The organism is Aldersonia sp. NBC_00410 (assembly GCF_026342035.1).
Classification (GTDB): Bacteria; Actinomycetota; Actinomycetes; order Mycobacteriales; family Mycobacteriaceae; genus Aldersonia.
Genome location: NZ_JAPENM010000005.1, coordinates 215,939 through 234,400 on the forward strand (window position 1 = coordinate 215,939; position 18,462 = coordinate 234,400).

Annotated in this window: 18 protein-coding genes and 1 pseudogene; 4 read left to right on the top strand and 15 right to left on the bottom strand. The window is 66.7% G+C overall.

What is annotated here, in order from left to right; genetic code table 11:
* Positions 1-22: 22 nt before the first annotated feature.
* The 6 genes from OG921_RS13765 to OG921_RS13790 all read right to left on the bottom strand — a co-directional run bounded on the left by OG921_RS13765 (position 23) and on the right by OG921_RS13790 (position 5,348).
* A complete protein-coding gene (locus OG921_RS13765) occupies positions 23-373 on the bottom strand; it encodes a hypothetical protein (RefSeq protein ID WP_266113026.1) in 351 nt (116 codons plus the stop codon).
* A gap of 113 nt (positions 374-486) precedes the next feature.
* A complete protein-coding gene (locus tag OG921_RS13770) occupies positions 487-1,257 on the bottom strand; it encodes an SDR family NAD(P)-dependent oxidoreductase (RefSeq protein WP_266113027.1) in 771 nt (256 codons plus the stop codon).
* 4 nt (positions 1,258-1,261) lie between these two features.
* The gene (locus tag OG921_RS13775) at positions 1,262-2,242 is read right to left on the bottom strand and encodes an NADPH:quinone oxidoreductase family protein (protein ID WP_266113028.1); all 981 of its coding nucleotides are present in this window, start codon (positions 2,240-2,242) and stop codon (positions 1,262-1,264) included.
* Positions 2,243-2,248: 6 nt separating this feature from the next.
* Complete coding sequence (locus tag OG921_RS13780; RefSeq protein WP_266113029.1) at positions 2,249-3,034, bottom strand: enoyl-CoA hydratase-related protein; 786 nt, start codon at positions 3,032-3,034, stop codon at positions 2,249-2,251.
* Entirely contained in the window at positions 3,031-4,050 is a 1,020-nt protein-coding gene (locus OG921_RS13785) for a phosphotransferase family protein (protein ID WP_266113030.1), read from the bottom strand. The genes OG921_RS13780 and OG921_RS13785 overlap by 4 nt, the downstream gene beginning before the upstream one ends.
* Positions 4,047-5,348, bottom strand: a complete 1,302-nt coding sequence (locus OG921_RS13790) for an acyl-CoA dehydrogenase family protein (protein ID WP_266113031.1) — start codon at positions 5,346-5,348, stop codon at positions 4,047-4,049. Before OG921_RS13790 ends, OG921_RS13785 begins: the two co-directional genes overlap by 4 nt.
* Before the next feature lie 89 nt (positions 5,349-5,437).
* Here OG921_RS13790 and OG921_RS13795 point away from each other — a divergent pair, with 89 nt between their 5' ends.
* From OG921_RS13795 to OG921_RS13805, 3 genes are read left to right on the top strand one after another with little or no spacing between them, the layout of a single operon-like run.
* A complete protein-coding gene (locus OG921_RS13795; protein ID WP_266113032.1) occupies positions 5,438-5,890 on the top strand; it encodes a VOC family protein in 453 nt (150 codons plus the stop codon).
* On the top strand, positions 5,887-6,720 hold the full coding sequence (locus tag OG921_RS13800; RefSeq protein ID WP_266113033.1) for an SDR family oxidoreductase: 834 nt from the start codon (positions 5,887-5,889) through the stop codon (positions 6,718-6,720). The genes OG921_RS13795 and OG921_RS13800 overlap by 4 nt, the downstream gene beginning before the upstream one ends.
* Positions 6,717-7,349: a TetR/AcrR family transcriptional regulator gene (locus tag OG921_RS13805; protein WP_266113034.1), complete on the top strand. Its 633-nt coding sequence runs from the start codon at positions 6,717-6,719 to the stop codon at positions 7,347-7,349. Before OG921_RS13800 ends, OG921_RS13805 begins: the two co-directional genes overlap by 4 nt.
* Before the next feature lie 9 nt (positions 7,350-7,358).
* Here OG921_RS13805 and OG921_RS13810 read toward each other — a convergent pair whose 3' ends face one another.
* A complete protein-coding gene (locus OG921_RS13810; protein ID WP_266113035.1) occupies positions 7,359-8,132 on the bottom strand; it encodes an SDR family NAD(P)-dependent oxidoreductase in 774 nt (257 codons plus the stop codon).
* 106 nt (positions 8,133-8,238) lie between these two features.
* Positions 8,239-9,504: an amidohydrolase family protein gene (locus tag OG921_RS13815; protein WP_266113036.1), complete on the bottom strand. Its 1,266-nt coding sequence runs from the start codon at positions 9,502-9,504 to the stop codon at positions 8,239-8,241.
* Between the two features lie 167 nt (positions 9,505-9,671).
* Here OG921_RS13815 and OG921_RS13820 point away from each other — a divergent pair, with 167 nt between their 5' ends.
* Positions 9,672-11,213 (top strand): acyl-CoA synthetase, encoded by a 1,542-nt coding sequence (locus OG921_RS13820; RefSeq protein ID WP_266113224.1) that lies wholly within the window; start codon positions 9,672-9,674, stop codon positions 11,211-11,213.
* A 47-nt stretch (positions 11,214-11,260) separates the two neighbouring features.
* On the opposite strand, the gene OG921_RS13825 is transcribed toward OG921_RS13820, so the two are convergent.
* From OG921_RS13825 to OG921_RS13855, 7 genes and pseudogenes are all read right to left on the bottom strand, one after another.
* Positions 11,261-12,487 carry an acyl-CoA dehydrogenase family protein gene (locus OG921_RS13825; protein WP_266113037.1) on the bottom strand — a complete coding sequence of 409 codons (1,227 nt, stop codon included), beginning with the start codon at positions 12,485-12,487 and terminating at the stop codon, positions 11,261-11,263.
* Positions 12,484-13,614, bottom strand: coding sequence for an acyl-CoA dehydrogenase family protein (locus tag OG921_RS13830; protein ID WP_266113038.1), 1,131 nt, complete (start codon positions 13,612-13,614; stop codon positions 12,484-12,486). The genes OG921_RS13825 and OG921_RS13830 overlap by 4 nt, the downstream gene beginning before the upstream one ends.
* 42 nt (positions 13,615-13,656) lie before the next feature.
* Positions 13,657-14,472 (bottom strand): annotated as a pseudogene (locus OG921_RS13835) (NAD(P)-dependent oxidoreductase); the annotation flags it as partial.
* Entirely contained in the window at positions 14,451-15,266 is an 816-nt protein-coding gene (locus OG921_RS13840) for an NAD(P)-dependent oxidoreductase (RefSeq protein ID WP_266113225.1), read from the bottom strand. The gene OG921_RS13840 and the pseudogene OG921_RS13835, both read right to left, overlap by 22 nt.
* A gap of 47 nt (positions 15,267-15,313) precedes the next feature.
* Entirely contained in the window at positions 15,314-15,817 is a 504-nt protein-coding gene (locus OG921_RS13845; RefSeq protein WP_266113039.1) for a DoxX family protein, read from the bottom strand.
* A complete protein-coding gene (locus tag OG921_RS13850; protein ID WP_266113040.1) occupies positions 15,814-16,779 on the bottom strand; it encodes an alpha/beta hydrolase in 966 nt (321 codons plus the stop codon). The genes OG921_RS13845 and OG921_RS13850 overlap by 4 nt, the downstream gene beginning before the upstream one ends.
* A gap of 10 nt (positions 16,780-16,789) precedes the next feature.
* Positions 16,790-18,445 carry an OB-fold domain-containing protein gene (locus OG921_RS13855; protein ID WP_266113041.1) on the bottom strand — a complete coding sequence of 552 codons (1,656 nt, stop codon included), beginning with the start codon at positions 18,443-18,445 and terminating at the stop codon, positions 16,790-16,792.
* Positions 18,446-18,462 lie beyond the last annotated feature (17 nt).

Genomic DNA, 18,462 nt, shown 5'->3' on the forward strand with positions numbered 1-18,462 from the left:
CGGGCCACCCTCGGTTCAGCTGCTAGGTGCAGCCATCGCCGCTGATCAGACCTCCGATGGCGGCGAGAGTGCCGCCCGAGCACTGCGGCAGGTTGTTGTATCCGAATGGCGGTTGCGACGGCGTGTACGTCAACCCCGGGGCGGGGGACGGAGTATCCGGTCGCGGCGAACAGTAGTAACTGCCCTGCAAGGCGCCGCCGTTGCAATCGTCGGCGAGCGCGGTTCCTGCCCCAACGAACATCACGGCGGGTGCGATTGCGGCGGCTGCCGCCACCCCCAATGCCGCGATTCGCCGCTTCGACTTGCTGTGGGTGGTGTTCATGATCGTGCCTCTTCCCTGAATCACGGCGATTCCGTCGGTGATGGGTGACATCCCGGCGGGATCCTGTCCTGGAGAAAGCATGAACCGGAGCCGCTGAGCGGTCGATGGGGAGAATTACCCGTTAACGATCGACGACGCCGCTCGGATGGGTCGATCGCGGAGCGTCACCGCAGGATTGTGCCGCCGTCGACGTTGAGGACCTGACCGGTTATCCAGGCGCCGTCGTCGGACATGAGGAAGGCGACCATTGCTGCGACGTCATCGCTTTCGCCGACCCGCGGGCTCCGCATTCGTTTCAGCGCCCCCGCCTCGAGAGCCGGCCATTGTGGCGCGGACCGGATCGTCTCTGTCGCGGTGAAGCCCGGTGCGACTGCGTTGCAGCGGATTCCGTCCTTCCCCCAGCCGGAGGCGACGTGGCGGGTGAGCGCGCCGATGCCGGCCTTGGCCGCGGCATAGGCCGGTCGGCGCGGTTCGCCCTGGAAGGCAGCCGCGGAGGACGTGTTGACGATTGCACCGCCACCGCGGGCGAGCATGTGGGGAATCGCGGCGCGCATGGTGAGCAGGTACCCCCGCAAGTTCACGGTCATGATGCGATCCCACGTTTCGAGTTCGATGTCGAGCACGTCGGAGTCGCCGCGCAGGGCCCGCATGTCCGCGCCCACGTTGAACAGCAGGTCGACCGCACCGAAACTCGCGATCGCGCCCTCGAACAATCTGTTTATCGAGTCGGGATCGGCGAGGTCGAAACCGAAGGCGGCGGCCGTGCCACCCACTCCGGCGATGTCGGCGGCCGTCTGCTCGGCAGCCGTCGGGTCGAGGTCACCCACCACGACCCGGCATCCCTCGGCACCGAGTCGGCGCGCGGTCGCGGCGCCGATACCGGTCGCGCCGCCGGCGACAACGACGACCTTGCCGGCCAAGCCAGACAGACCCATAACGCTAGCCCCTTCGGTGGGAATCGAATTCGATGAGCACCTTGCCGACTGCATTACCGTCCGCCACGAGGCGCAGCGCCTGCGCCGCATCATCGAGCGCGAACCTCGCCCCGATATGCGGCACCGCACGCTGGGTGCGCAACAGCTCGATGAGCTCATCCTCGTTGCGGCGCAATTCCTTCGGATCGATGTCTTGGAACTGGAAGCCCAATATCTGCACACCCTTGACCAGGACGAGATTGAGCGGGATGCGCGGGATGGTGCCCGAAGCGAAGCCGACGGTGACGAATCGGCCGCCGCGCCGCAGCGCGCGCAGCGCCGGCTCGGACAGGTCGCCGCCGACCGGATCCACCACCGCATCCGCGCCATCCGGCAGGGCCTCGCGCAGCGCCGAACGCAGATCACCGTCGCGATGGTTGATCAGGTGCGCTGCGCCGTACGACGCTGCGGCATCGAGCTTCTCCTGCGACGACGCCACCGCGGTGACGGAGGCGCCGAGCGCCGACCCGAGCTGCACCGCGGCAAGTCCGACGCCGCCGCCTGCCCCGAGGACAAGCAGTCGCTGGCCTGGCTCGAGCCGGGCCACCGAGCGCAGCGTGTGATATGCCGTCCGGTGCGCGACACCGAAAGCGGCCGCGATGCGGTCGTCGACGCCGTCGGGGATTCGGTTGAGCTTGGCGGCCGCAGCGACAATCTCCTCGGCAAAGGCACCGACGATTCCGGTTCCGCTGACCCGGTCACCGACGGCGAGTTCGGTCACCTCGGGCCCGATTTCGATCACCTCACCGGCGTACTCGCTGCCCGGCACGAAGGGTGGCGGCACGCTGATTTGGTACTTGTCGGCGATGACGAGGACGTCCGGGAAGTTGACCGCCGCCGCGCCCACCCGGACGCGCACCTGACCCGACTGCGGCTCGGGCGACGGCAGATCCTCGACGCGGACAACCTCGGGCGGCCCGTAGGACGGGCAGACGACGGCGCGCATCTCGGCTTACCTGCCCTGCCAGGCGGGTGCCCGCTTCTCCATGAACGCGACGGCGCCTTCCTTGGCGTCGGCGCTGGTGAAAACCACTTTCTGCCAATGGCTTTCCCGCTCTCGCGCTCGATCGAGGTCCGTCGCGGCCAGGCGGCCCAGCTCCTTGCATGCGGCAACCCCGAGGGGAGCGTTGGCGGCGATGCGCTCGGCGTACTGGATCGCAGTCGCCAGCACGTCCGCCGCCGGAACGACGGCGTTCACCAACCCGACCTCGTAACCGCGAGCCGCGTCGATCGGCTCGCCGGTCATGGTCATCTCCAGCGCCACGCTCAAGGGAATTCGCGTGCCGATGAACGTGCCGCCACCACCGGGGAACAGCCCTCGTTTGACCTCGGGCAGCGCAAACTTCGCGTCCGCCGCGGCGATGATGAGGTCACAGCCGAGGAGCAGTTCGAGCCCGCCGCCGACGGCCGAGCCATTCGCTGCGCCGATCACCGGAACGGTGACCTCGCCACGCGTGAGCCGGAGAAAGTCCTCGTTGCCGCTGAGGTCTTGGCCCTTGGCAAACGCACGCAGGTCCATCCCGGCACAGAACGCGCGATCGCCCGTTCCCGTGAGAATCACCGCGCGGATGCCGGCATCGGACTCGGCCTCGACGATCGCGCTGCCGATGCCCCGCATGACATTCGCGGTCAACGCGTTTCGCGCCTCTGGGCGGTTGATCCGCACGACGAGCACCTCGCCGCGCCGCTCGGTGACGAGTTCGCGGCGTTGCGCCACCGTATCGTCGACCTCGCTCATGAGTTGTACTCGGTGGACTCGGCGAGGTCGGCGGCCGAACGCATCAGGCTCGGCACGATGGACCCGAACGATTGCAGTTTGATGTCGTCGCCAGCGCGCTGGAAACCCTGCTCGAGGACGATGGCGAGCTTCCACTTCGCCAGCACGAGGTAGTAGTCGAGGTCGTCGACCTGGCGTCCGGACACCTCGGCGTAGTGCGCCACCATCTCCGCACGCGACGGCATGCCTCGCATGTCGACGTAGCTCGACGTCTCGGCCTCGGGCGCGTTGGTGTCCTCGGGCCAGCCCTGGATCATCCAGGCCAGGTCGAGCTTCGGGTCGCCGACCGTGCCCATCTCCCAGTCGACGATGGCGGCGAGCTGTGCCGGGGCACCCTCTTTGAACATCACGTTCGCGAATTGGTAGTCGCCGTGCATCAGGCCGGGGATGAAGTCGAGCGGCTTGTGCGTGCGCAACCAATCGGTGGCAACGTCCATGCCGTCGAGTTCGCGACCCTTGATGCGATCGAAGAAGGTGGTCCACCGGTCGACCTGGCGGTCGTGGAACCCGTCCGGGCGGCCGAGGTCATGCAGGCCCTTCGCGCGCCAGTCGACCTTGGACAGCAGGCCGATGCCCTCGGCCAGCTGAAAGGCGAGTCCGCGCCGCGCTTCCGGGTCGGAGACGAAGGGTTCCTTCCACTTCTTGAACTCCATCGGCGACCAGCCGTCGACGAACCCCATCAGGTAGAACGACCGCCCCAGCACAGATTTGTCCGAGCACGGCGCAATGGCCTTGGTGTGCGGGACATCGGTGCCGTCGAGGGCCTCGATGATGCGCCACTCGCGCATGATGCCGTCGTCCCGGTTGGCGGGCGCGGCCTCCGGTGGAATCCGGATGACGCAGCGCTCGTCGCCGCGGGTGATCTCGTAAATTTCGTTCTGCGTTCCGCCGGAGAGGAATCGGGCCTCGAGCGGCTCACCCTTACCGGGCAGGCCCTGCTCGTCCATCCAATCGGCGAGGCGTTGTGTATCGATCACAGGTTCCCTACTTCGTGTTCGAGGTATTCGGCGAACTTCGCGCGCGCCGCCTCTTGCTTGCGTGGAATCCACTCGGTCGGCCAGACGTCGTCGGTGGGCTCGTAGTCGCGCAGCACCTGCTTGGCGACGGTGCCCTTGTGCACCTCGGTCGGACCATCGGCAAGTCCCATCACGCCGGCGCCGTGGATCATCGTGAAGAACGGCATCTCGTTCGTGGTGCCGAGTGCGCCATGTACTTGCATTGCGCGCCAAGCGATATCGTGCAGAACCGTCGGCATGACGATCTTCGCTGTGGCGATGTCCTTACGGACCTTCTTGTAGTCGTTGTACTTGTCGATCTCCCACGCCGTGTACAGCACGAACAGCCGGAACTGGACGAGCTGAGCGTAGGAATCGGCGATGTAGCCCTGCACGAACTGCTTGTCGGACAGCTTGCTGCCGGCCGTCTCGCGGCTCAGCGCGCGCTCGCACATCATGTCGATGGCCTTCTGCGCCAGGCCGATCGTGCGCATGGCGTGGTGGATCCGGCCTCCGCCGAGACGAGTCTGCGCGATCGCAAACGCCTGGCCTGCACCGCCGAGCAGTGCCGAATTCGGCACGCGGACATCGTTGTAGTGGATCAGCGCGTGCGAGCCACCGTTCATCGGTTCGCCGTACAGGCCGACATTACGGACGATCTCCACGCCCGGCGTATCGGTGGGCACCAGGAACATCGACATGCCCTTGTAGGCGCTGACGTCGGGGTCGGTCACCACCATCACGATCAGGAACGACGCGGTCTTGGCATTGGACGAGAAGAACTTCCACCCGTTGATCACCCAGTCGTCACCGTCGCGGACGGCGCGGGTGGTGAACTGTGCCGGGTCGGCGCCCGCCTGCGGTTCGGTCATCGAGTAGGACGAGAACACCTCGCCCTCCAGCAGCGGGCGCAGGTAGCGCTCCTTCTGCTCGTCGGTGCCGAAGTGCGCGATGATCTCGGCATTGCCGGTGTCGGGTGCCTGGCAGCCGAACACGATCGGGGCCCAGGACGAGCGCCCCAGGATCTCGTTGAGCAGTGCGAGCTTGAGCTGGCCGAAACCTTGGCCGCCGAGGTCGGGGCCCAGGTGTGTGGCCCACAGGCCCTGCTTACGCACCTCAGCCTTGAGTGGATCGATTATTTTGCGTCGCGCGCCGTCGAGCGGCACGAATTGTTGGTGCGGAAAGACCAGGTCGAGTGGCTCGACCTCCTCGCGCACGAATGTGTTTGCCCAGTCCAGTTTCGCCTGAAATTCCGGGTCGGTTTCGAAGTCCCACGCCATTTGCTTCTCCTCTCCATGAATGAGAATATGCTTCTCATGATCCAGAACGCAATTCTGAGTTCGACGAAGATGGTTTCGGAGGTATTGCGATGAATGCTGCGGACCTGTTCCACCTGGGTATCGTCACCACTGACATGGTGGCCACTCGCGAGCAGTTGGGTGTGCTGTTTGGCTACCAATGGGGACCCGAGGTCGGCGGCCGGGTCGATGTCACGCTGCCCGACGGGCCGGCGGTCCTCGACCTGAAGTGCGCGTACTCGATCACCGTTCCGCGGCTCGAACTGGTCCGTGAGATTCCGGGCACGATGTGGTCGGCGGCCCCGGGCATCCATCACGTCGGGTACTGGTCCGATGATGTCGCCGCAGATGCGGCGGATCTGGAACGCCAGGGCTTCCTGTGCGAGGCGTCCCGCTCCGGCCCGGATGGCGTGCCATTTTTCACTTTTCACCGGAGCCCGTGGGGCCTGCTGATCGAACTGGTGACCCGCGCCGCCGAGCCGGGGCTGCAGACTTGTTGGGCGGCGCCGGGTGGTGGCGTATGAGCACCGTCGGAATTGTGACCGGGGCCGGGCGCGGGATGGGCCTCGAGTGCGCCCGTCGCCTGACCGCCACCGTGGACCACCTGCTCCTCGTCGATCTGGACGGCGCGACGCTCGAGTCCGCCGCCGGGGAGCTGCGTGTGGCCGGGGGAGCAGCGGTCGAAACGATGGCGCTCGATATCACCGACCGGGCCGGCGTGGCACAGCTCGCCAAACGAGCGGCCCAGCTGGGCACGCTGCGGGCGGTTGCGCACGTCGCGGGAATCTCGCCGACGATGGCCGATTGGCGACGCATCTTCACCGTCGACCTGGTCGGCACCGCAGTGCTTACCGAGGCGCTGCGGCCACTCGCGACCGACGGCACCGCCATGGTCTGCTTCGCGTCGATGGCGGCAAAGATGGGCAATTTCGCACCCGACGATGCGACCGCGGCCGCACTCGACGATCCGCTGCACGAGGACTTCCTGGACCGGGTGCACGCCGCGATCGGTCCGGAGGTGGAACTTCCGGGGCTGGCGTACGCCTGGGCGAAATACGGGGTTGCGCGGTTCGTTCAGCGCGAGGCCGTGCGCCTCGGGCCGGTCGGCGCGCGGGTGTGTTCGGTCTCGCCGGGAATTATCGATACACCGCAGGGCCGGCAGGAGGCCGCGAGCAACCCGAATATGGCGGCGATGCTGCAGGTCGCACCACTGCGCCGCGGCGGCAGGCCGGACGAGGTCGCCGCGGTCGTCGCATTCCTGTTGTCGGACGAGGCGAGCTATCTCAATGGGGTCGACATCCTGGTCGACGGCGGTATCTGCGCCGGCATGGCGCACGCCGCCGCGCGGCCATGAGCACCGACCCGGTTGGCGGCCTCGCGAGCCGGATCGCCGCACGGTCGCTGGCGAAGCGGGAAGCCAACTACGCCAGCGAGGTTCGTCGGCTGCTCGATGCAGGCCGAGAGGTGATGGGCCGAACCGGCACCACCTCCCGGCCGCGGGTCGCGGACATCGTGGCGGAGGCCGGGCTGTCGAACGAGGCGTTCTATCGGCATTTTCCGTCGAAGGACGCACTCGTCGCCGCCATCCTCGAAGACGGCACCGATCGGTTGCACAGCTACGTCGCGCATCAGATGAGCAAGGAATCGACGGCCCAGGCACGCCTGCGGCGCTGGGTCGAGGGAGTCCTGTCGCAGGCGGACGACGACAGCGCCGAAACGACCCGTGCCGTGATGTGGAATGCCGGGAGTATGGGGGAGGAGATCATGTCGAGCCCGCCGTCCGTCGCCGGTCGGCTCGCTGCGCTCCTGCACGACACCTATGCCGAACTGGGCAGCGCCGACCCGGAATTCGACGCCTCGCTCGCCGCGCACGCCACCATCGGCAAGCTCTCCGATTACCTCTGGCGCCAGCTGCGGCCCACAATGTCCGACGTCGACCGCATCACGGCGTTCTGCCTGCGCATCCGCACGCCCGCGCCGTAGTCACCCCGGTCAGAGCGTGCCGACCCCGTCGACCGGCAGGAGCGTGCCGCTGGTGTACGAGGACGCATCGCTGGCGAAATAGAGCGCGGCGGTCACGATCTCGCGCGGGTAGCCGTAGCGGTTCATCGGCAACGCGGGGACATCCTCGCCGGGGATCGCCCAGTCCTTGGAGATGTCGGTGTAGAAGCCGCCCGGCGCGATCACATTGAACCGGACCGTCGGCGCGAACTCCTTCGCGAGCGCAACGCTGATCGCATTGAGCGCAGCCTTGGATCCGGCGTACGGACCGAAGTTGGGGGAGGGGCGCAGCGATCCGGTGCTCGAAATGCTGATGACCGAGCCGCCGTTCTCGGCCTTCATGCGCTCGGCCACCAGCGACGAAAGCCGGAACGGACCTTTGAAATTGACGGCGACGACCTTGTCGAACAGTTCCTCGCTCGTCTGCGCGGACGATGGCGCCAGCGGTGACATCCCGGCGTTGTTCACCAGGATGTCGACCTTGCCGAACTCGCCGTACGACCGTTCGACGAGAGCGTCCAAGTCATCCCAGTGCCCGACGTGGCAGGCAACCGGAAGTGCGCGCCGCCCGAGGCTTTCGACTTCGCGGGCGAGTTCTTCGCACGCCGCGAGTTTGCGGCTGGCGATGACGACATCGGCTCCGGCCGCTGCGTAGCCGAGGACGATCGCGCGGCCGATACCGCGACTGCCACCGGTCACCAGTGCGACCTTGCCGGACAGGTCGAAGAGTTCGGCGGGGCTGCGGGTGGGGGAAGGCTCGGTCATGAATGTTCCCGTCGACGTTGACGAAGAAATCTACGCGAGAAAGAAGATCGCCTCCCGCTGCCGCAGATGCAACACCGGGAGGCGAACGTCGTGTATGGGCGAGCCGTTATTTGGCCGCTGCGAACTGCTTGTCGTCGTACAGCTTTGCCCACTCCGCACGCGGGCGGATGGAGACATCGACATCGGTCGCGCTTGCACGCAGTGCGCCGACGGTGGCGTCCTCGCGCTTGATGTTGGCGAACGGATCCCAGTCGAAGAACCGGCAGGAGTTCTGCCAGGAGATCTTCTCGATATCGGTGTCGTCCGCGCCGGCGGCTTGCAGTTCGCCCAGCATCTGTTCGGGCGCGTCCGGCCAGAAGCAGTCCGAGTGCGGGTAGTCGCATTCCCAGGCGATGATGTCGATGCCGATCTCGTGGCGCAGCTTGAGCGACGTCTTGTCGGTGACGTAGCAGGCCAGCGAGTGCTCGCGAAACACGTCGGAGGGCAGCTTGCCGCCGAAGTCGCGGCGCAGCCACTTCTGATTGGTGTAGTGACGGTCGCAGCGGTCCAGGTAGAACGGGATCCAGCCGATGCCGCCTTCGGAGAAGGCGAACTTCAGGTTGGGGTAGGTGCGCATCGCCGGACCCCACAGCAGATCCTGCGCGCACAGCGACGAAATCTGCGACGCGAGGACGATCAGGTTGTCGATCGGTCCGTCCGGCGCCAATTGCAGGGCGCCGAAGCCGGTTCCGATGTGCAGACACATGACGACGTTCTCGTCGCTGAGCGTCTGGAACACCGGGCCCCAGTAGTCCATGTCGTGGTAGCTGGGCAGACCCTCGAGGTGCGGGAGCTCCGGCATTGTCACGGCGCGGCAGCCCTTGGCCGCAACGCGGCGGATCTCCTTGATCATCTCTTCGGGATTCCAGGTCGGCATCAGCGCGATCGGGATGAAGCGGCCCGGGTAGGAGCCGGCCCACTCGTCGATGTGCCAGTCGTTGTAGGCCGACACCATGATGCAGGTGACCGGATCTCGGTGCAGGTTGAGGTGGCGGGCCGAGAAGCCGGTGAAGGTCGGGAAGCACATCGACGCGAGGATGCCGTTGCGGCTCATGTCGCGGACGCGCTGATGCACGTCGTACACACCGGGCCGCATCTCGGCGAATCCGGCGGGGTCACGGCCCCACTCTTCCGCGGGCCAGGACACGACGGCGTTGAGGCCACTGACACCTTGCGGCCGGCCCTGGTACATCCACTGGTCGACACCCTTTTCGTCGGTGACGACAATCGGTGCCTGGTCCCGGTACTTCTCCGGCACGTGCCGGAGGAACATGTCGGGTGGTTCCACGACATGGTCATCGATGCTCACCAGGATCAAGTCGTCGACGTTCACAGGATTTCTCCACATTCACTCGACCGAGCTGCTAGTTCGGTATGACGGGGCGGCGAGAATGCCGCCTTCTTTTTATGAGAATGACGTTCTAGGGTGATCTTACGGCGTGGCGGTGACGTGCGCCACCCTGCATATCGACGAGGGGAGTTGCTGTGGCGGCGGCACAGATGACACCGGGTTGGCACGCGGAACACACTCCGGACAAACCGGCGATCATTCTCGCGGCGAGCGGTGAGGTCGTGACCTACGCCGAGCTCGAGGATCGCTCCATCCGGCTCGCTCGCGCGCTGCGGGCACGCGGACTGAAGGTGGGCGATCACCTCGCCATCGTGCTGGAGAACCACCGCGCATTCCTCGAAGTCACCTGGGCAGCACAGCGTTCGGGCTTGTATTACACAGCCGTCAATCGGCATCTTCGGCCGAGTGAGGTGCAGTACGTCCTCGATGACTGTGGCGCGGTTGCAATCGTGTCGAGCGCCGAGATGGCAGAGATTGTCGCCGGGCTGGACAGTTCGAGCATGCTGGCCCGGATCTCGGTCGAGGGGGATCTTCCCGGGTTCGAGCGCTACGACGACATGCTCGCTGCCGAGAGCGCGCAGCCGCTGCCGGACGAGTGCGAAGGCCGCGAAATGCTCTACTCCTCGGGCACCACCGGCCGGCCGAAGGGTGTCCGCAAGCCGCTGCCGGCGACGCCACTCGGTGATCCGGCCGCGCCGCCGGTCCTGATCGCGCAGGGTCTGCTCGCAACCGGGGCCGCCGAGGGTGCGGTGTATCTCTCGCCCGCGCCGCTGTATCACGCGGCGCCCCTGGTCTTCTCGATGTCGTGGCAGCGGCTCGGCGCGACCGTCGTGGTGCTGGAGACCTTCGACCCCGTGGGTTGCCTGGATGCGATCGAGCGATATCGCGTCACGCATGGGCAGTTCGTGCCGACGATGTTCGTTCGGATGCTGCGGCTACCGAAAGCCGACCGCGAACGGTACGACGTGTCGAGCCTGCGCACCGTCGTGCATGCCGCTGCGCCATGCCCGATCGCCGTCAAGCGACAGATGCTGGACTGGTGGGGGCCGATCATTCACGAGTACTACTCGGGCACCGAAGACATTGGCACCAGCTACATCACGCCGCAGGAATGGCTCGACCACCCCGGTTCGGTGGGGCGGCCGATGAACGAGTGCCACATCGTCGGCGCGGATGGCGAGGAGGTTCCGGTCGGGGAGGAGGGGGCGGTGTACTTCGCCGGCGGGCGGCCGTTCGAGTACCACAACGACCCCGAGAAGACAGCCTCGATCTCCAACGACAAGGGTTGGCGGACCCTCGGCGACATCGGCAGGCTCGACGCCGACGGCTATCTCTACCTGACCGATCGCCAGGCACACATGATCATCTCCGGCGGGGTGAACATCTATCCGCAGGAAGCGGAAAACGTGCTCGCCGGGCACCCCGACGTGGCGGACGTCGCCGTCATCGGCGTACCGGACGAGGAGATGGGGGAGGCGGTGAAAGCCGTGGTCCAGCTCGATGATCCGACCATGGCGAGCGACGAGACCGCAGCATCACTGATCGCCTGGTGCCGGGCCGAACTCGCGACCTACAAGTGCCCGCGCACAGTGGATTTCGTCGACGAGTTGCCGCGCGACCCGAGCGGAAAGCTGTACAAACGCCTGCTGCGGGACCAGTACTGGGACGGCCACACGACCCGGGTCGTGTGAACCACGACCCGGGCCGGCTGTGATATCGGCCGTGTCTACTTGGCCGGTCAGCGGCCGTGCTTCACCTGGTTGAAGGGCACATCCCGGTCCGCCGCGAACTCGCGCGGCATGCCGAGCACCCGTTCGCTGATGATATTCCGCGCCATCTCGGTGCTGCCACCGGCGAGGCTCCAGGCCTGCCGGTGCAAGTAGTCGCGGCCGATCCAGCCCGGCTCACCTTCGTCGGCGATGCCTTCCGTGGCACCGTTGGATCCGGAAATGCGCACCGCCATATCGGCCTGTAGCCACGAGTTTTCGGCACTGAGCAGGCGAATGATCGAACCCGCCGGCGGGGGCATTGAACCAGACCCAATCGCACCGGTAATCCGCGCGATGACCTCATCGAGGACAAGGCTCATCGCCCGCGCCTCGCCGATGTCCTCGCGCACGCGAATGTCGTCCATCTGACCGGTGCGCCTCGCGAGGGCTACCAGTCGGGATATGTCGCCGCCGCTGTGGATCTGCGCCCCGCTCGCGTACGGCGACGCACCACCCACGGCGCTGCGCTCGTGCACCAACTGGCGCGAGGCCACATCCCAACCCCCGTCGACCTGACCCACCACGGCATCGGCCGGGAGGACCACATCGTCGAAGAATTCCTGACAGAACTCGATGGTGCCGTCCGCCTGCTTGATCTGCTGGATGGTGAGGCCTTCGGCGTCGGTCGGGACGAGGAACATCGTCAGGCCACGGTGCTTGGCGACCTCCCAATTGGTCCGGGCCAGGCACAGCGCATAGCTGGCGGCATAGGCGCCCGAACTCCAAATCTTGGCGCCGTTGAGGATCCAGCGATCGCCGTCGAGCACGGCCTTCGTGGTGAGACCGGCGAGGTCGGACCCGCCGCGCGGTTCGGAGAGGAATTGCGCAAGGAACTCGTCACCGCGCAGTGCCGCATGGATATGCCTGCGCTTCTGCTCCTCGGTGCCCATGTCGAGAATCGTGGGCGCGCAGACCGCGAGTGTCGGAACATTGAATTCCAGCGGCATGTCGTAGCTGAGCGACTCATCGCTGAACGCACGCTGATGTGCCGGGGTCAGCCCGAGTCCGCCGTACTCCTTCGGGAAGCAGATGCCGGCGAAGCCGCCGTCGTAGAGCCTGCGCTGCAGTTCGCGAGCGCGGTCCCACTCTCTGCGCGTCGCGTCGATGTGCGCCGGGGCGGGCGGCATGTTGGCCTTGAGCCAGCTTCCCGCTCGGGCACGAAAGCTCTCGACGGATTCCATCTCGGCTGCGGTCATGCGGCACCCCTGTCGAGCAGATCGGTTATGCGGCGGCGGTGTTCCTCGGGCGTCCCGTACAGTGCGCGGTCAACAATGACCCGGCGCAGGTACAAGTGCATGTCGTGCTCCCACGTGACGCCGATACCGCCGTGCAGTTGTATGCAGTCCTGCACGATCTCGGGCGCCTTCGCGCCGATGTATGACTTTGCGGCGCCGACCAATTCGGCAGTCGCGGTCGGATCGTGGTCGAATGACACCGCGGCCGCCCAGGAGATGGCATGGCACGCCTCGAGCCAGGTCTTGTTGTTCGCCATGCGGTGCTTGAGCGCCTGGTACGACGCCAGTTGGCGGCCGAAGGTGTACCGGTCGAAGAGCCACTGCACGGTCGATTCGACGGCCCGCTCGGTGGCTCCGGCCATTTCGGCCGCGGCCAGCATGGCGGCGACCTGGAACTGGGTTTCGATAGTGGTCGCCGCGACCGAACTCTGGCCGACGATTGCATCGGATTCGATGGAGACGTCGGAGAACACGACCTCGGCGGTGTGGCGAACGAAATCGAAACACTGCTTGGCGGTCACGGTGACGCCGGGCGCGTTCGCGGGGACCAGGACCTGCACCGGACCCTCCGGCCCGGTTGCGGTCACGAGGAAGATGTCTGCCTGATCACCGGATTCGACACGGTCCTTGGTGCCGTTGAGCCGGTATCCGGAACCATCGCGGCTCAGCGTGGTCTGGGCGCCCGTCAGGTTCAGGGCCGCGCCTCGTTCGTAGAGCGCCCACGCGGCGACGGTCTCACCGCCGAGGATCGCGGCAATGGTGTCGGTGAACCGTTCACCCTCACTCGCCAGGCCGGCGAGCACCGCACTCGTCGTGGTCAGTGGGCCGGGCGCGACGGCACGGCCGCATTCACCGGCAATGATCGCCAGGTCTGCCATCGGTGATCCGGAAACCGTTCCACCACCAAGGTTCTCGGGTACCAGCATGGCGGTCCAGCCGAGTTCTGCGGCGCGGACCCACCACTTGCGATCGAATCCTCCGCCGTCGTCGTTCAGGGCGCGAACTCCTGCCATCGGCACAGTACGTTCGAGGAACTCGCGGTTGGTCGTTTGGAACAGCCGTTGATCGGCTGTGCGGGCGTGGTCCATGTGACTCCTTGTGTCGCCGGCGGTAGTGAGCTTGGGACGCGGTCACTCTTGCTGCGCGGCGCCGATCGCGTCGTCGAGCACACCCAGGTCGCCGCCCAGTTCTGCAGCCACCTTGCGCACCACGGTGACGTCCTTGCTGACGAAGCTGCTGACGGCCGCGGCAAATGCGGCAACAGAACCGCGACGGGCAACCCCGGAGAGCGCGCGGCTCGCGCCGCTGGCGTGTGGCAGCGCCTGCAGCAGTGCGGTTTCGGGCACGCCGAGCTGATCGCCGAGTCGGACGGCCTCCGCGACCAGACCGATCTGCGCGGCGAACAAGGCATTGTTGATCAGCTTCACGCGCTGGCCGTTGCCCAGCGCGCCCACGTGCAGAACCGGGTCCGCATAACTCGCCAGCGCGGGCCGGATCCGGTCGAGCGCCTCGCCGTCTCCGCCGACGAACACGGTCAGTGCTCCCGCGGCAATGTCATGCGGCCCGCCACTGACCGGGGCGTCCAGCACGAACACACCTTGTGTGGCAGCTCGGTCGGCGACTGCTTGGGCAGTGTTCGGGCTACCCGTGGTGTGCAGGAGCAGCGTTGCGCCGGGACGCATGTGCTCGAGCAGCGGTCCGTCGAGGCAGACCTCGCGGACCTGTTCGTCGTTGAAGACACAGACGAACACCGCGTCGGAATCCGCGACCTGCTCGAGGGTGGCGCAGGGCTGTGCACCGGCCTCGGACAGCTCGGTGCGACGCTCCGGCGAGCGGCCGAGCGCCCGGACCTCGTGACCGCCCGCGACGAGGCGCGCGACCATCGGCGCACCCATCCGGCCGGCGCCGATGAAGCCGATTCGGGTCATCGGCTCTTGCCCATCCGTTCGAGTGTGGCGTCGGCTGCGGTGAGCACGATGCCGGGTGCGGCAGCGGCGGTTTCGGCGATATCGGCAATCAGGCCGACATCCTTGCGCAGCACTCCGCCGGCGTGATTGCCGATGAGATCGAGGCCGGTCGGGCTGACGACCCGGCTCAGGGCGAAGCTGTTTCCGCTACCGCTGGAGATGACTTCGCCCAAGCGGGCACGATCGACGCCGAGTTGCTCGCCCAGGTCGAGCGCAGCCTGTCCGATGGCGAGACCGGCGGTGAAGAGCAGATTGTTGAGCAGCTTGGTGACCTGTCCGGCGCCGAGTTCGCCGAGGTGCACGATCGGGTTCGCATAGGTCTCGAAAATCGGTCGGCACCGCTCCAGCGCCTCGGCGTCCCCGCCGACCATGACCAGCAGACGCCGTTCGGCCGCACCGATTCCGCCGCCGCTGACCGGGGCGTCGATGACGGCGACACCGCGCGCGGCGGCCTTGCCCGCGATCTCCGCGCAGGTGTCCGGATGGACCGTGCTGTGGATGACGAGCACGCCGCCCTCGGCCATCCCGCCGAGGACACCGTCCTCGCCGGTGACGACGTTGCGCACGTCGTCATCGGCAACCACGCAGATGCAGACCACATCGCTCGCGGCGCCGAGTTCGGCGGGCGTCGCGGCAGTCTCGGCTGCGGTGTCGGCGAACGGCGCCAGGCTCTCCGGACGGCGCGCCCACAGCGTGGTCGGAAAGCCCTCGTCGACGATTCGTCGCGCCATCGGCGCACCCTGACTGCCGAGACCGATGAATCCGACTCGAATCATATGACCCTCCAAGGTCGAAGAGGCTGCATCTGGAGAAGGCATGGTTACGTCGAGACCTTTGCCTGTGGGCGCCAGAACGTCGCGAGCAAGCCGACAGTCGCGGCCACGCCGATGCCGAAGGCGAGGGCACCGCCGGCCCATCCGGTGATCTCGATATCGAACAGTGCGTCCAGGGACACGCCGCCCGGCCCGAGCAGTGCCAGGGCAACCGACACGACGGCGAGGGTGAGCACGTACTCGTAGCCCTCGCGGAAGACGAAGAACCCGTTGGGCCGATGCGCGAGCAGACCCGCGACAAGCATCACCGAGATCACCGCGGCGCAGGCCAGCGGCGTGAACAGGCCGACGATCAGCAGAATGGCGGCACCGATCTCGGTGACGACGGACAGCCACGCCTGCAGCGTGCCGTGGCGCAGCCCGAGTCCGCTGAACCAGCCGGCGGTGCCGGCGATCTTTCCGCCACCGAGCCAATGGTTGTACCCGTGCATGAACATCACGACCCCGATGACGATGCGGATCAGCAGTAGTGCGAAGTCAGTGGATGTCATCGATCCCCCTTCGGGTTGGCTGGGTCATCACCGTTATTACCTTGTGCGGCAGTGTTACTCGCTTGCGTCGCGAGGCACTCTTCGAAGAAGGTGAGAACTCTGGTGTGGTACGCACGTGCCATATGGCCGAGGCTGAGTTGGTGGCCGATGCCGATCTGCCGCTCGATGTGCACCCGAGGTGCGGCCGGAAACAACTCGCGGATCGCCTCCAGCGCGGGCGTATCCGTCCGCCAGACATGCTCGTGCTCGGCGGCGGTGTAATGCATCGGCACTCGCAGTTGGGCCGCGACCGCCGGGAAGTCGGTTTTCGACCAGTTGCGAATCATCGTGTACTCATATCTGGCCGAGGCGGACGCGATGGTGCCACCGCCGATCAGCGCAGCGGGGTACAAATTTTCGGGTCGCCAGATCAGGTTGCGCACCCGGTCGGAGTCCGCGCGCCCCGGTCCGCCGAGCACCTCGGCGGCCTCGGCGGAGTATTCGATCCCGGTTCCTGCGATTTCGATACCGAGCACGCTCGGGTCGCGATCGTCGATCGCGCAACGCAACGCAAGTTCGCAGCCGACCGAGTGGGCCCAGAAGAAGGTGCCCGCGCCGCGTGGCCGATCACCCAGGTGCGCGTCGCGCGCTGCGTGGACGAAATCGACACGGCTCTCGGCGGTATCGAATTGCTCGTCATGCGGCTTCGACGCGCGGTAGCCGGGGCGGTCGAGCGCGAGCACGGTGAAACCGAGTGCGGCCGCAGTGCGCATCATCGACAGATCCGGATGGCCGGGGCAATCGAAGTACGCCGCGCTCGCCGCGCCGCCGTGCAGCGCGATGATGACGGCCCGTGGGTTCGCGGCCTCGATGAGCAGTCCGGAGGAGGGAATGCCGTCGACGTCGACGACCTGAGCGACCGGGGTCGGGTTCCCGGCGGCGCTCTCACCGCGGGCCTCCGATCCCGATATCAGGGCCGTCATCGTGAAAACCTCACGCGGTGTTCCTCAGCAGCACGACACCACTGGGCGTGAGGCCGCCACTGCTCGCCACCGCGACCTTGGCATCGGCGATCTGGCGTGCGCCGGCCTCGCCGCGCAACTGCACCACGGCCTCGTGGATGAGCCCCATGCCGTGCGTGCGGCCGTGCGAGAGCTGGCCGCCGTGCGTGTTGATCGGGATCTGGCCGTCGCGGGCGATGTTCTTGCCACCGTCGAGGAAATCCTTGGCCTCGCCGATGCCACAGAAACCGAGTGCTTCGATCCACGAGAGGCAGTTGAAGGTGAACCCGTCGTAGAGCTGCGCGACGTCGACGTCCTGGGGGTGCAACGTGGTTCGCGACCACAGGTGGGCAGCCTGGCCGAGCACCTGCGGTTCGTGTGTGAGCGTGCTCTGGTCCCAGTCGAGCCGTTCGATGATCTGCGTACCCACGGCTTCCACGTACACCGGCGGCTTGGCCAGGTCTTGCGCTGCGTCCCTGGCAGACACGATCACCGCGGTTGCGGCATCACAGGGCACGTCGCAGTCGTACAGACCGAATGGCGTGGTGATGGTGCGTGCCGAGAGGTAATCCTCCATGGTCATCGGGTCGCGATAGATCGCAGTCGGGTCGAGGGCGGCGTTGGCCCGCTGGTTCAGCGCGATCCACCCGAGCGTTTCGCGTGTGGTGCCGTAGCGATGGAAGTGCCGCTGGGCATTCTGCGCCAACGTGTGCGCCGCGGACAGCGCGCCGAACGGCATCTGCCAGCTCGTCGTCCGGCCGCTGCCGACCATCGGGGTCAGCTTGCCCTGTTTGACGTACTCGCCATGGGTCGCTTCCCAGACGGTGCGGAAGCACAGCACGTGCCGAGCCAGCCCGGAGGCCACCGCGAGCATCGCGGCGATGACCGATCCGCCAGGGCCGAACGTCTCCATGCCGCCGTTGTACCAGGTCGGCCGGATGCCGAGCGCCGACTCGAGCGCCGTCACGCCGCCCTCGCCGAACGGGCCCGTGGGTCCACCACCGGGGTAGGTCGACAACCCATCGATGTCGTCGAGGGTGAGTCCGGCATCCGCGATGGCGCGTTCGCACGCTTCGATCGTGAGTGACAGCGGCGGACGCATGAGCCGCCGGCCGATCTGGGACATGCCGATGCCAGTGATGGCAACCTTGTCCTCGAACTTCTCCTGAGACACCATCGGGCGCACATAGCGCCACACCTGCTCGGGCTCGATCTCGTCGACCGGCAGGGGAGCGGGCTTGCCCTGTTCCGCGGTCGGGCGGAACAGCGGCAGCCAGACGTCCTCGACCTGCTCGAACACGACTTCCATCCGCATGCCCAGTTCGAGCGACTCCGGTTCGCACTCGATCGCGTTGGTGGTGAACCGGACTCGCGGGTCGTCCTCGAGCGCCACCTGCGCGACGACATACGGCGGCGGCATCCCGGGCAGGCCGAAGCGGTGGTTGACCGTGAAGCCGATCAACGTCGCGTAGCCGGAGACGTCTCGCACGCCCATCTGCTGCCCGCGGCAGTACCGGCAAACCGGAGCCGGGGGATGGATCAGTGCCGAGCAGGATTGGCATTCCTGCACGCGCAGTTGGTTATCGGCGCCCGAGGTCCAGAAGAAGCGATTCTCTTCTGTCAATTCGGGAAGCGGGCGTCCCGCCACATCGACTCCTGTCTGGT

What these genes read in the sequence shown, in the direction of transcription:
- OG921_RS13770 (WP_266113027.1), bottom strand. Translation starts at nt 1,257, where the DNA reads ATGGGTCTGTCTGGCTTGGCCGGCAAGGTCGTCGTTGTCGCCGGCGGC.
- OG921_RS13845 (WP_266113039.1), bottom strand. Translation starts at nt 15,817, where the DNA reads ATGACATCCACTGACTTCGCACTACTGCTGATCCGCATCGTCATCGGG.
- OG921_RS13830 (WP_266113038.1), bottom strand. Translation starts at nt 13,614, where the DNA reads ATGGACCACGCCCGCACAGCCGATCAACGGCTGTTCCAAACGACCAAC.
- OG921_RS13825 (WP_266113037.1), bottom strand. Translation starts at nt 12,487, where the DNA reads ATGACCGCAGCCGAGATGGAATCCGTCGAGAGCTTTCGTGCCCGAGCG.
- OG921_RS13775 (WP_266113028.1), bottom strand. Translation starts at nt 2,242, where the DNA reads ATGCGCGCCGTCGTCTGCCCGTCCTACGGGCCGCCCGAGGTTGTCCGC.
- OG921_RS13790 (WP_266113031.1), bottom strand. Translation starts at nt 5,348, where the DNA reads ATGGCGTGGGACTTCGAAACCGACCCGGAATTTCAGGCGAAACTGGAC.
- OG921_RS13850 (WP_266113040.1), bottom strand. Translation starts at nt 16,779, where the DNA reads ATGACGGCCCTGATATCGGGATCGGAGGCCCGCGGTGAGAGCGCCGCC.
- OG921_RS13795 (WP_266113032.1), top strand. Translation starts at nt 5,438, where the DNA reads ATGAATGCTGCGGACCTGTTCCACCTGGGTATCGTCACCACTGACATG.
- OG921_RS13765 (WP_266113026.1), bottom strand. Translation starts at nt 373, where the DNA reads ATGTCACCCATCACCGACGGAATCGCCGTGATTCAGGGAAGAGGCACG.
- OG921_RS13820 (WP_266113224.1), top strand. Translation starts at nt 9,672, where the DNA reads ATGACACCGGGTTGGCACGCGGAACACACTCCGGACAAACCGGCGATC.
- OG921_RS13800 (WP_266113033.1), top strand. Translation starts at nt 5,887, where the DNA reads ATGAGCACCGTCGGAATTGTGACCGGGGCCGGGCGCGGGATGGGCCTC.
- OG921_RS13805 (WP_266113034.1), top strand. Translation starts at nt 6,717, where the DNA reads ATGAGCACCGACCCGGTTGGCGGCCTCGCGAGCCGGATCGCCGCACGG.
- OG921_RS13780 (WP_266113029.1), bottom strand. Translation starts at nt 3,034, where the DNA reads ATGAGCGAGGTCGACGATACGGTGGCGCAACGCCGCGAACTCGTCACC.
- OG921_RS13810 (WP_266113035.1), bottom strand. Translation starts at nt 8,132, where the DNA reads ATGACCGAGCCTTCCCCCACCCGCAGCCCCGCCGAACTCTTCGACCTG.